The sequence below is a fragment of the Glycomyces buryatensis genome (assembly GCF_004912275.1).
GTDB classification, from domain to species: Bacteria; Actinomycetota; Actinomycetes; order Mycobacteriales; family Micromonosporaceae; genus Glycomyces; species Glycomyces buryatensis.
In genome coordinates this window covers 40,654-51,404 of the sequence record NZ_STGY01000062.1, presented here as the reverse complement: position 1 = coordinate 51,404, position 10,751 = coordinate 40,654, and the positions used below count along the sequence as shown (strand labels likewise).

Annotated in this window: 13 protein-coding genes and 1 pseudogene; 2 read left to right on the top strand and 12 right to left on the bottom strand. The window is 66.9% G+C overall.

The genetic code is table 11. The annotated features are described in order from the left end of the window. Positions 1–514 precede the first annotated feature (514 nt). The 12 genes and pseudogenes from FAB82_RS16950 to FAB82_RS16895 form a co-directional block, all read right to left on the bottom strand. Positions 515–1,564 carry a glycerophosphodiester phosphodiesterase family protein gene (locus FAB82_RS16950; RefSeq protein WP_136535722.1) on the bottom strand — a complete coding sequence of 350 codons (1,050 nt, stop codon included), beginning with the start codon at positions 1,562–1,564 and terminating at the stop codon, positions 515–517. Positions 1,565–2,220: 656 nt separating this feature from the next. After that, positions 2,221–3,111 carry a tRNA pseudouridine(38-40) synthase TruA gene (truA, locus tag FAB82_RS16945; RefSeq protein ID WP_246039683.1) on the bottom strand — a complete coding sequence of 297 codons (891 nt, stop codon included), beginning with the start codon at positions 3,109–3,111 and terminating at the stop codon, positions 2,221–2,223. Positions 3,112–3,183: 72 nt separating this feature from the next. Then, positions 3,184–3,534, bottom strand: a pseudogene (rplQ, locus tag FAB82_RS16940) (50S ribosomal protein L17); the annotation flags it as partial. A gap of 70 nt (positions 3,535–3,604) precedes the next feature. After that, positions 3,605–4,651, bottom strand: coding sequence for a DNA-directed RNA polymerase subunit alpha (locus FAB82_RS16935; RefSeq protein ID WP_136535719.1), 1,047 nt, complete (start codon positions 4,649–4,651; stop codon positions 3,605–3,607). 127 nt (positions 4,652–4,778) lie between these two features. Further along, entirely contained in the window at positions 4,779–5,177 is a 399-nt protein-coding gene (rpsK, locus tag FAB82_RS16930; protein ID WP_136535718.1) for a 30S ribosomal protein S11, read from the bottom strand. A gap of 13 nt (positions 5,178–5,190) precedes the next feature. Then, positions 5,191–5,565 (bottom strand): 30S ribosomal protein S13, encoded by a 375-nt coding sequence (gene rpsM, locus FAB82_RS16925; RefSeq protein ID WP_136535717.1) that lies wholly within the window; start codon positions 5,563–5,565, stop codon positions 5,191–5,193. Positions 5,566–5,742: 177 nt separating this feature from the next. Then, positions 5,743–5,859 (bottom strand): 50S ribosomal protein L36, encoded by a 117-nt coding sequence (gene rpmJ, locus FAB82_RS16920; RefSeq protein ID WP_081687242.1) that lies wholly within the window; start codon positions 5,857–5,859, stop codon positions 5,743–5,745. Between the two features lie 27 nt (positions 5,860–5,886). Further along, entirely contained in the window at positions 5,887–6,108 is a 222-nt protein-coding gene (gene infA / locus FAB82_RS16915) for a translation initiation factor IF-1 (RefSeq protein WP_026922446.1), read from the bottom strand. Between the two features lie 245 nt (positions 6,109–6,353). Then, positions 6,354–6,959, bottom strand: coding sequence for a 30S ribosomal protein S4 (gene rpsD / locus FAB82_RS16910; RefSeq protein ID WP_136535716.1), 606 nt, complete (start codon positions 6,957–6,959; stop codon positions 6,354–6,356). A 189-nt stretch (positions 6,960–7,148) separates the two neighbouring features. Beyond that, positions 7,149–8,198 carry a D-alanine--D-alanine ligase family protein gene (locus FAB82_RS16905; RefSeq protein ID WP_136535715.1) on the bottom strand — a complete coding sequence of 350 codons (1,050 nt, stop codon included), beginning with the start codon at positions 8,196–8,198 and terminating at the stop codon, positions 7,149–7,151. A 9-nt stretch (positions 8,199–8,207) separates the two neighbouring features. Next, positions 8,208–9,191 (bottom strand): NAD(P)H-dependent glycerol-3-phosphate dehydrogenase, encoded by a 984-nt coding sequence (locus FAB82_RS16900; protein ID WP_136535714.1) that lies wholly within the window; start codon positions 9,189–9,191, stop codon positions 8,208–8,210. Between the two features lie 11 nt (positions 9,192–9,202). Then, entirely contained in the window at positions 9,203–9,985 is a 783-nt protein-coding gene (locus FAB82_RS16895; RefSeq protein WP_136535713.1) for a lysophospholipid acyltransferase family protein, read from the bottom strand. Positions 9,986–10,321: 336 nt separating this feature from the next. On the opposite strand from FAB82_RS16895, the gene FAB82_RS16890 reads away from it, so the two are divergent. Then, on the top strand, positions 10,322–10,534 hold the full coding sequence (locus FAB82_RS16890; RefSeq protein WP_136535712.1) for a hypothetical protein: 213 nt from the start codon (positions 10,322–10,324) through the stop codon (positions 10,532–10,534). A 9-nt stretch (positions 10,535–10,543) separates the two neighbouring features. Further along, complete coding sequence (locus FAB82_RS16885) at positions 10,544–10,741, top strand: cold-shock protein (protein ID WP_136535711.1); 198 nt, start codon at positions 10,544–10,546, stop codon at positions 10,739–10,741. The last annotated feature ends 10 nt before the right edge of the window (positions 10,742–10,751 follow it).

The following is a 10,751-nucleotide window of genomic DNA, read 5'->3' as shown; positions in this document are numbered from 1 at the left end:
GCGATACCCGTTAGCGGGGCTTCACCCGGCCGAACGGAACGGTCAGCGGGACGCTCGTTGAACGGCAACGTTCCACCGGCACCGACCGGTCAAAGGGAGACTCCACGATGGGCGCCGCCCGGCCGGTACAAACCGGTGAACGCAAGGCTCCTCGGTGGGCATCGCCCGGCGGGTACGAACCGGTGAGAGTGATGCTCGTTGATCGGCATCGTGCTACCGGCACCGATCGGTGACGGTCATGCGCCTCGATGGGCCTGACCGGAACGAACCGGCCCGAGACGCGAAGCCCCTCAGAGCGCTGAAGAGCGCGACCGAGCGGCACGAAAGCTAGCAGCCGAGGGCCGATGTGTGATGCCCGAAGCGGGAGACGGGAAGCGGGACAATGGAAGGAGGCAAGACGATCATGACGACCAAGACGGACCCGTGCTCGACTACGCCTTGCGCCTGCCCCCGCCGACAGACCCGCACAGGCGGTCGGATGGTGCAGGCCACCGACCCCGTCCAGGCCCTCCGATCAGTGGAGGTGGTACCGCTTGGGGAGCTTGAAGCCGTAGTCCCGCATGACCTCTCGCAGCACGTCCGGGTAGTCGGTGATGATGCCGTCCACCCCGGCATCGATGAGCGAGCGCATGGTGGCCTCGTCATCGACCGTCCACGGGACCACCGCGATCCCCGACTCGTGGGCGTGGTCCACCATCTCGGCGGTCACGTACGGCTCGTAGTCGGGGTCGTCCACGGTGCCGTTCTGCGGGAACCCGTGCACCGGTGAAAACGCCGCCACCCCGAAGCTGTCCACCGCCGCGATCGGGTCGCCACCGAAATCATCGATGTCGATGCCTCCCAACCACGGAGAGGCCCCCTCCTGGCCGACCTGGAGGAAATCGTAATTGGTGAGCGCCACCAGTGGCAGCTCCGGAGCAGTCTCGCCCATGAGCATGAGCGCGCCCCAGTCGAAGCTCTGGACCGTCACCTGGTCGGCGATGTCCGCCGCCTCGACATCCGCCGCGACCGTCTCCGCGAACGCCTCGCGAGGTGCCGTCTCCTCCGGCGCCCCGGCCTCCACCTTGGTCTCAATGTTCAACGTGACCTTGTGGGCCCGATAGGCATCGACCAGGTCGAACACCTGGCTCAGCAGCGGCATGCGCTCGCCGGGCGCGGCCACCTGGCCGGGGAAGTCCGCCTGCGTCTGGGTGCCGCAGTCGAGCTGCCAGACCTGTTCGAGCGTCAGGTCCTTGATGTACTTGCCGACATACGGGTGCTCGGAGTCGCCCGCGAAGGCCGGTCCGGTGTCGAGGCACTTGCCGCCGTTGACCTTGCGGTCGTGGGTGACGACGGCATGACCGTCCTCAGTGATCTGCACGTCGAGTTCGAGTGTGCTGACGCCGAGTTCGAGGGCGTTCGCGAAGGCCGGAAGCGTGTTCTCCACGACGAGCCCGAGCCCGCCGCGGTGGGCCTGCAAATCGAAGTCGCGATTGGGGTGGGCTTCTGCGGGAGAGGGAAGGGCGACGAACAGCGCGGAGGTGACGACAGCCGTCACCGCGCCGACAGTGAGAAAGCGTCTCATTGCCTCAGCTTCGCGGCAGCGCCTGCACCCCAGGTGAACACCGCCCATCCGGAATCGGACTAGACGATGACCGACTACCACGAGCACTGAGAAGCCCGATCCGATCAAGCCGAAGCAGTCACGGAGATGTGAAGGTTCCCCGTACCAAAAACCGCGAACTCAGTGGTTCGACCGCACTGTTGAGTTGTATTGCGGGCGGCCGACTGGATGTCGGCCGCCCGCGTTCTTCCTCGCGAGGTGCCGGTGCAGGAGCCGCACGCGGCGGCCTCCGCGTGCGATCTTCGGGGGCGGCTCCCGGGATAACCCAATGTTCTTACCGCCGATCCTGCACTGGCCGACACCAACTCGACTAGCCGGAATTGGTGCCACTACTTCAAAAACACAATCACATCATGCGCACCAAGGACCCACCAAAACTTTTTTGCCGCCTGTGGATAACCTTCGTATCGGCAGGTCAGCATGCAGGCCGAGTGGGGGTGGGCGCCGGCGGAGTCGGGGACGGCCACGAACAGGGCCACGGCCGACACGGCCGACACGGCCGTCACCGCCCCTGCGGTCCTGATTGGTCCCATGGCGCTCGACCTGGGGCCTGCGCCTGTCTTTGGAGTGAATCCGAATCGCAGTTCCGCGGACGAAACGGTGACAGCCAGAGGAAGTCAATTGCCGAGGGTGCGCACTCGCCTGGTCAGGTCGATCCGAGTCTTCCAGTCTTCCGAGTCCTCGGAGTAGTCGACCTCCAGGAGCGTGAGGCCGTGCGGGCCGACCACATGGACGTCATTGGCGCGTTCACCGAGCTGGAGTATCGACGCGAGCCAGTCCTCGTCCCGCCTGCCGTCGCCCACCGCCAGGGCCGCGCCGACCAGGCTGCGGACCATGGAGTGGCAGAAGGCGTCCGCGCGGACCGTCGCCACCGCCACGCCGTCCTCATCGCGAGTCCAGTCGTACTGCTGAAGTTCGCGGATCGTCGTCGCGCCCTCTCGCTGCTTGCAGAAGCCCACGAAGTCGTGCTCGCCGAGCAGGCGCTGGCAGGCCGCGTGCATCCGCTCCACGTCGAGCGGTCGAGGATGAGCGAGGGTGTCCAAGCGCCGCAACGGGTTCACGCCGTAGGTCGCGTCCGCGACCCGGTACCGGTAGCGCCGCCAATGGGCGGCGAAACGCGCGTTGAACGAAGGGTCCACGGCCTCGGCTGCGGTGACCCGGACGTCGGGAGGGAGGATGCCGCGCAGGCGCCACAGCAGCCGCTCTCGCAGGTCTTCCCATTTCGCGGTGGGCACGTCCACGTGCACGACCTGCCCGGTCGCATGCACCCCGGCGTCCGTCCGCCCGGCCACGGTGAAGTCCCGCAGCTCCCCGAAGAGCAATTCCAGGCCCCGGATCACCTCGGCCGCCACGGTTCTCAACCCGGGCTGGAGCGCCCAGCCCGAGAAGTCGGCCCCGTCGTAGGCGACGCCGAGCCGCAGCCGGGTCGTCGGCCGGGCCCCGTCCACTCGCTCGTCCACGTCTTCACCCGTGCCTTCACCCGCGCCCTCGTCCACAGACTTGTCCACCGCGCATCCCCTCCCGGATAAAGCAAACCGCGCGCAGAGCATAAGCCCTGCGCGCGGTTCATTGCCGTGCTAGTCGACCAGCTCGATGATCGCCATCGGCGCGTTGTCGCCCTTGCGGTTCCCGGCCTTGATGATCCGGGTGTAGCCGCCCTCGCGGGCGGCGAAACGCGGGGCGACCTGCTCGAACAGGTCGTGCGTCGCGTCCTTGTTGCGCAGCTTCGCCAGCGCCAGGCGGCGGTGGTGGAGGCTGCCCTTCTTGCCGTACGTGATCAGACGCTCGGCGTAGGGACGCAGCCGACGAGCCTTCGTCAGCGTGGTGGTGATGCTGCCGTGCTCGAACAGCGAGGCCGCGAGGCCCGACAGCATCAGCTTTTCGTGGGCCGGGGATCCGCCCAGGCGCGGGCCCTTAGTAGGTTTGGGCATCGTCTTGCTCCTCTAATGGTTGGCGCGGCCGGCCGTTTTACGGAACCGACCGCCACAGTGTCGGGCGGCTCTAGAGCTGCTCGGTCTCGCGCAGGTCTTCACCGTCGTCTTCGAACTCATCGCCCTCGGGGGCCTCTTCGGACCCGTAGGCCACGGCGGCCTCGCTCGGGTCGAAGGTGCCGGGCGAGTCCTTGAGGCTCAGGCCCATGCCGGCGAGCTTCATCTTGACCTCGTCGATCGACTTCTGCCCGAAATTCCTTATATCGAGCAGGTCGGCCTCGGTGCGGTTGATGAGTTCGCCAACGGTGTTGACGCCCTCGCGCTTGAGGCAGTTGTAGGACCGGACGGTCATGTCCAGGTCCTCGATCGGTAGGGCCAGATCGGCGGCCAGCTGCTGGTCGGCCGGGCTGGGCCCGACGTCGATGCCCTCGGCCTCGGTGTCGAGCTCGCGGTAGAGCCCGAAGAGCTCTACGAGAGTCGAACCGGCGGAGGCGAGCGCGGTGCGCGGCGTCGTGGACGCCTTGGACTCGACGTCGACGGTGAGCTTGTCGAAGTCGGTGCGCTGCTCGACGCGGGTCGCGTCGACCGAGTAGGCCACCTTGAGGACCGGCGAGTAGATCGAGTCGACCGGGATGCGGCCGATCTCGTTCGTGTCAGCCTTGTTCTGCGGGGCCGAGACGTAGCCTCGTCCGCGCTCGACCACGAACTCCATGTCAATGCGGCCCTTGGAATTGAGGGTCGCGAGCTTGAGCTCGGGGTTGTGGACCTGCACGCCGGCGGGCGGCTGGATGTCTCCGGCGAGGACTTCGCCGGGGCCTTCCTTGCGCAGGTACATGGTGGCCGGCTCGTCGCTCTCGGAGGAGACGCAGATCTGCTTGACGTTCAGCACCAGTTCGACGACGTCTTCTTTCACGCCGGGAATGGTGGAGAACTCGTGCAGGACGCCGTCGATCTTGATCGACGTGACCGCCGCGCCCGGAATGGACGACAGCAGGGTGCGCCGCAGCGAGTTGCCGAGCGTGTAGCCGAAACCGGGCTCCAGGGGTTCGATGGTGAACTTGGAGCGGGTCGGGCTGATCTGCTGCTCGGAGAGCGTGGGCCGCTGAGTGATAAGCACTTCGGTGTTTCCTTTGTTCGGGGCGTCCGCTATATGACGCCTAAAACGTTGGGATCTCGGGGCTCGGCCAGTGCTCTACCCCGGTTGCCGCCCGGCTAACGCCGGGCGGCGACGGTGTGGAACCCGACTAGACGCGACGGCGCTTCGGCGGGCGGCAGCCGTTGTGGGGCTGCGGGGTCACGTCGTTGATCGAGCCGACCTCGAGGCCGACGGCCTGAAGCGAGCGGATCGCGGTCTCGCGGCCGGAGCCGGGACCCTTGACGTAGACGTCGACCTTGCGCATGCCGTTGTCCATCGCCTTGCGGGCGGCGGCCTCGGCACACATCTGGGCGGCGTACGGGGTCGACTTGCGCGACCCCTTGAAGCCGACCTGGCCCGAGGAGGACCAGGAGATGACGGCACCGGACGGGTCGGTGATCGACACGATGGTGTTGTTGAAGGTGCTCTTGATGTGAGCCTGCCCGTGGGGCACGTTCTTCTTCTTGGCGCGCGGGTTCTTCGAACCGCCGCGAGTCTTCGGTGGCATCTGTCAGTTCCCCCTAGCGAGCCTTCTTCTTACCGGCCACGGTCTTCTTCGGGCCCTTACGGGTCCGCGCATTGGTCTTGGTGCGCTGACCGTGGACCGGGAGGCCGTAGCGGTGACGCAGGCCCTGGTAGCAACCGATCTCGATCTTGCGGCGGATGTCCGCCTGCACCTCGCGGCGCAGGTCACCCTCGGTCTGGTAGTGCTCCTCGATGTGGTCGCGGAGCTTCACCAGCTCTTCGTCGGTGAGGTCCTTCACGCGCGTGTTCCGGTCGAGGCCGGTGGCCTCGATCGTCTCGATAGAGCGCGTGCGGCCGACACCATAGATGTAGGTGAGTGCGATCTCCAGACGCTTGTCGCGCGGGAGGTCCACCCCAACCAGGCGTGCCATCTAGGCGTTCTCCTAGGTGTTCTCGGAGGTCTGACCGCTGCCGTCCCGCTGGGAAACGATTCCCTGCCCTGATGGGCGATGCGAGCCCCGGCCTCCGAGCCGAGGGTTGTGCGCTGGGCGCACTGGCGGCGGTTCCCCAACTTTTAGCGTGGGGCCTTGCTTATGACGTTAGAAGCTCTAGCCCTGACGCTGCTTGTGACGCGGGTCGGACGAGCAAATGACCATCACTCGTCCGTGCCTGCGGATCACGCGGCAGTTCTTGCAGATCTTCTTGACGCTCGGTTTGACTTTCACGAGTCCTACTTACGTGTAGTCGTCAGGTCAGCGGTAGCGGTAGACAATCCGCCCGCGCGACAGGTCGTACGGCGAGAGTTCGACGACTACCCGGTCCTCGGGGAGGATTCGGATGTAGTTCTGCCGCATCTTGCCGCTGATGTGAGCGAGTACCTTGTGTCCGTTCGTGAGTTCCACCCGGAACATCGCGTTCGGAAGGGACTCGGTGACCTTGCCTTCAATCTCGATGGCGCCGTCTTTTTTAGGCATGTCCTCCGCTACCGTGACAACTCGGTCCGAAAACCCCACGACCAATCCAGGCGTGAGGTTGCTGGCAGCCAGTCCAAAGGGTTGGGCTGGCGAGAGAATGCAGTCCGCCGTGGCCCGTCAAGGGCAGCCGGAGCGCGAGGCGGTCCGGGCACGGACGCACTGCACCACTGTGCGAGTTTACTCGCGTCCGAGCGCCGCCTACCAGCGGGCCTGCCGTGACAGGCGGCACTCGAACCCGTAAAGGACTACTTGGAGTAGTACTCGACGATGAGCTGCTCGTCGCAGATCACGGGGATCTGCTTGCGCTCGGGCACCGACAGGAAGCGGGCGATGAGGCCCTCAAGGTGCGCCTCGATGTAAGCCGGAGTCTGCTCGCCGGCCCACGCGCCGGCCGCGGCCAGCTGGAAGGGCGTCATGGAGCGGGACTTCTTGCGAACCTGAATGAAGTCGCCGGCCTTGAGCCGGTAGGACGGGATGTCGACCTTGCGGCCGTTCACCGTGAAGTGGCCGTGGTTGACGAACTGACGCGCCTGGTAGACGGTGCGCGCGAAGCCGGCGCGGAGCACGAAGGCGTCCAGGCGGGATTCGAGCAGGCCGACCAGGTTCTCACCGGTCTTGCCGGACCGGCGGACGGCCTCGGCGTAGGTGTTCCGCAGCTGGCGCTCAGAGATGTTGTACTGCGCGCGCAGACGCTGCTTCTCGACCAGCTGGTTTTTGTAGTCCGACTCTTTCTTGCGGCCACGGCCGTGCTGCCCCGGAGGGTAGGGACGGCGCTCCATGTACTTGGCGGCCTTGGGGGTCAGGGCGATCCCGAGCGAGCGGGAAAGCTTGACCTTCGCCTTAGCTTGCATTGATACTCCAGTAATTCATTCGCTGGCCTCGCATGAGGCACGTGTGAGCTCCTGACGAGCAGAAGCGAGTGTCGCGCGCACTTGCCGGCTCCCGGGCGACCCGGGGCCTCGGCGCGCACACGGGTGTACGGCCGGATTTCCAGGCACGACGAAGCGCACAGAAATCCGCAGTCCAATCTACGCCGCGGGTCAGTGACCTTCCACGCGGGAGGCCGCCAAAGTGACCAGGCGCTCTACCAGCTCGCCGTAGCTGAGCCCGGCTGCGGCGAAGGCCTGGGGCACGCCGCTCATCGGGGTCATGCCAGGCATCGTGTTGACCTCGTTGAGGAAGACGGTGCCGTCCTCGGCCAGGAAGCAGTCGACCCGGGCCAGGTCGCGGCAGTCCAGCAGCCGGAAGACCTTCCGGGCCAGGTTTTGCGCGGCCTCGGCGACTCCGTCGGGGTAGTCGGGCTTGAGGTTGAACGGCTCGGGGTTGTCCAGGTACTTCGCGTCGAAGTCGAACCAGCCCTCTGCGCCGGCGGCGAGCACTTCGAGCGGGAAGGTGACCTCCAGTCCCCCGTCGAGCGTCTCGATGACGCCCATCTCGATCTCGCGGACATTGATGAACCCGGCCTCGAAGACGACCTTGTCGTCGACCTCGCGGGCCTTGGCGACGGCCTCGACGAGGGCGGCCTGCGAGTTCACCTTGCTGATGCCCAGGCTCGATCCGGCACGGGCGGGCTTGACGAAGATGGGGAAGCCGAGCTGGTCGACCACGGCCTGCGCGTCGAGTTCCTCGCCGGCCTTGAGAACGGCGTAAGGGCCTTGGGGAACGCCCTCGGCCGCCAGGAGCCGCTTGGTGAACTCCTTGTCCATGCACACCGAGCTGGAGAGCACGCCGGAGCCGACGTAGGGCAGTCCGGCCATCTCGAACAGGCCCTGGATGGTGCCGTCCTCGCCGTACGGGCCGTGCAGGACCGGAAAGACGACGTCGGCGAGTCTTTCGGCGCCGGGGCCGAGATCGACGGCAAGCGCCTTGCCGGCCTCGGCCGTGACCTCGGGGAGCTTGTCGCTGGATTCGAGCGCGAAGGCGGCGTCCTGCGGGAGCTGGACCCATTCGCCGTCGCGGGTGATGCCGACGGCGGTGACGTCGAAGCCGCGTTCACGCAGGGCGTTAGCGACCCCGGAGCCGGAGGCGCAGGAGACGGGCTGTTCCACGCTGCGGCCGCCGAAGATGACGGCGACGGTCGGTTTAGGCATTGTCGGACCTCAATCGGTTTCGGGTTTGGTCTCGCGGCCCATGAGTTCGGCGACGGCGGCTCGGGGGTCGAGCCCTTCATGGCAGACTCGTTCGACCGCATCGCAAATGGGCATCTCGACAGCCACCTTGCGGGCGAGATCGGTAATGGAGCGGCAGCTCTTGACGCCTTCGGCGGTCTGCTTGGTGACCGCCGCAGCCTCTTCCAGGGTGGATCCGAGTCCGAGCTGCACTCCGAAGGTGTGGTTGCGCGACAGGGGGGAAGAGCAGGTGGCGACCAGGTCGCCGAGCCCGGCGAGCCCGGCGAACGTCACCGGGTCGGCGCCCAGGCGCATGCCCAGGCGGGTGGTCTCGGCCAGGCCGCGGGTGATGATCGTGGCCTTGGTGTTGTCGCCCATGCCCATCCCGGCGGCCATGCCGTAGGCGAGGGCGATGACGTTCTTGACCGCGCCGCCCAGCTCGCAGCCGACCACGTCGGTGTTCGTGTACGGGCGGAAGTAGGAGGTGGTGATGGCCTTCTGGATGTCGACGGCCCGTCCGTGGTCGACGCAGGCGACGACCGAGGCCGTGGGCTGCTCCTCGGCGATCTCGCGCGCGAGGTTCGGACCGGACAGGACCGCGACGCGCGACGCGGGAGCGCCGGTGACCTCGGCGATGACCTCGGTCATCCGCTCGGTCGTGCCGAGCTCGATGCCCTTCATGAGGCTCAGGAGGGTCGCATCGGATTCCAGGTGCTCGGTCCAGGCGGCGAGGTTCTCGCGCAGGGTCTGGCTGGGGACCGACAGCACCACCAGGTCGGCGCCGCGCAGCGCTGCGGCGGCGTCGGAGGTGGCGGAGACGAGCGCGGGCAGTTCGACGTCCGGGTAGTAGTCCGGGTTCCGGTGCTCGGCCTCGATCGTGGCGGCGACGGATTCCCGGCGCGCCCAGATCGTGACGGGAGTTCCGGCGTCGGCCAGGATCTTGGCGAACACGGTGCCCCAGGATCCGGCCCCCATGACGGCTGCTCTCACTCGTTCGGCTCGCTTTCTTCGCTCTGCTGCTTGCGGTTCTGCCGGGGGTCGAACAGGGGCGGGGCCGCCTCGCCGCGCATCTCGGCCAGGCCGCCCGAGAGGGCTTCCATGATGCGATCGGTGATCGCGGTGAGGTTCTCGCGGGTGATCTCGGCGCCGTCCCACTCGGACAGGTCGACTGCCGGCAAAGCCGCGACGGTGACCTTCTTGCGCATGCCGAGACGGAACTTCGGGTCGCGCTTGCGGTCGTGGATCTCCAGCGATCCCCATTGGACGATCGGAACGACGGGGGCGCCGGTCTCCATGACCAGGCGGGCCACGCCGGTCTTGCCGCGCATGGGCCAGCGGTCCGGCTCCTTGGTGACCGTGCCCTCCGGGGAGAGCACGACGGAGCCGCCGCGCTTGAGGATGGCGATGGCCTCGCGCAGCGACTCGGCGGCGTCGGCGCTACCACGGTAGACCGGGATCTGCTCGGTCGCCCGGATCATCGGGCCCAGGACCGGGATCTTGACCAGGCTGTGCTTGAGGAGGAAGCGAGGGTGCCGGCCGGTGTTGTAGGCGAAGTGGGCCACCGGGAGCGGATCGAAGTCCGAGTAGTGGTTCCAGACCATGATCACCGGGCCGTCGAGGGGGACGTTCTCCATCCCGCTCCACTCGCGCTTGGTCAGCGGCAGCAGGCCGCCCTTGACCAGGTTCCCGGCAAGGTGGGTGAACCAGGGGAGCCGGTCGCCACCCTTGCGACGGAAGGCGTAGTGCGCCTCGCCGGTCTGCTCGTTCACCTGGTCGCTCCTTCTGCCATGAACGGTCGTTCGTCCTCTTGTGCGTTGCACTCTAACCCGCCTCGCGCCCCGCGGCCGAGACGGGAAGGCGCCGGTGAAATCAAACTCCCCGCGCAGGCCCTGGCCCTACGAGCAGTTATGTCGCCTTCACTCGGAGGCGAATCGCCGCGGACCGCAGACCCCACCGGAGCGGAGAGTGTGAGACGTTGGGAGTACAGCCTGGGGTACCGCACTCTTGCGCCCATCCAGTTATGATGTCAGCATAGAGTCATATTGACATCTCCCCCGTCGATTTGACGGGGCGGCAACGCAAACGACTTCCCGGAGTGAATGAACATGAACTGGCGTCTCCTCGGTTGGCTCGCGGCCCTGTTCGGTGGCGCGATCGTCGCGATCTGGCTCGTGGCGACCGTCATCAGCTGGGTCGTCGCGGGCCTCGGATTCCTCATCAAGGTCGCCCTCATCGTCGGCGTCGTCGGCGGGCTGGTCTTCCTCGGTTTCAAGGCCAAGACCGCCCTCGGCGGCTCCAACCGCAAGCAGATTCGCTAGGCCATCCCCTTGCAGGGAACCGTTGCGAACTTCCGCGAGGACACCTCAGGCGAGGTCGTCCTCGATTCGGGCCGTCGCGTCCCATTCGACGCGGCGGCCTTCGCCGAATCCGGGCTGCGCTTCCTGCGTCCCGGCCAGCGCGTCACACTCGATGCCGACCCGTCCGGCCGGGTGGTCGCGATCCGCATAGTCACCATGCATAAGTGAGGTGTCGGGG

Coding starts and splice junctions, on each gene's coding strand:
- FAB82_RS16890 (WP_136535712.1), top strand. CDS start 10,322: ATGAACTGGCGTCTCCTCGGTTGGCTCGCGGCCCTGTTCGGTGGCGCG.
- infA (WP_026922446.1), bottom strand. CDS start 6,108: ATGCCTAAAAAAGACGGCGCCATCGAGATTGAAGGCAAGGTCACCGAG.
- rpsM (WP_136535717.1), bottom strand. CDS start 5,565: ATGGCACGCCTGGTTGGGGTGGACCTCCCGCGCGACAAGCGTCTGGAG.
- FAB82_RS16900 (WP_136535714.1), bottom strand. CDS start 9,191: ATGGGGGCCGGATCCTGGGGCACCGTGTTCGCCAAGATCCTGGCCGAC.
- FAB82_RS16950 (WP_136535722.1), bottom strand. CDS start 1,564: ATGAGACGCTTTCTCACTGTCGGCGCGGTGACGGCTGTCGTCACCTCC.
- rpsD (WP_136535716.1), bottom strand. CDS start 6,959: ATGCAAGCTAAGGCGAAGGTCAAGCTTTCCCGCTCGCTCGGGATCGCC.
- rpsK (WP_136535718.1), bottom strand. CDS start 5,177: ATGCCACCGAAGACTCGCGGCGGTTCGAAGAACCCGCGCGCCAAGAAG.
- FAB82_RS16905 (WP_136535715.1), bottom strand. CDS start 8,198: ATGCCTAAACCGACCGTCGCCGTCATCTTCGGCGGCCGCAGCGTGGAA.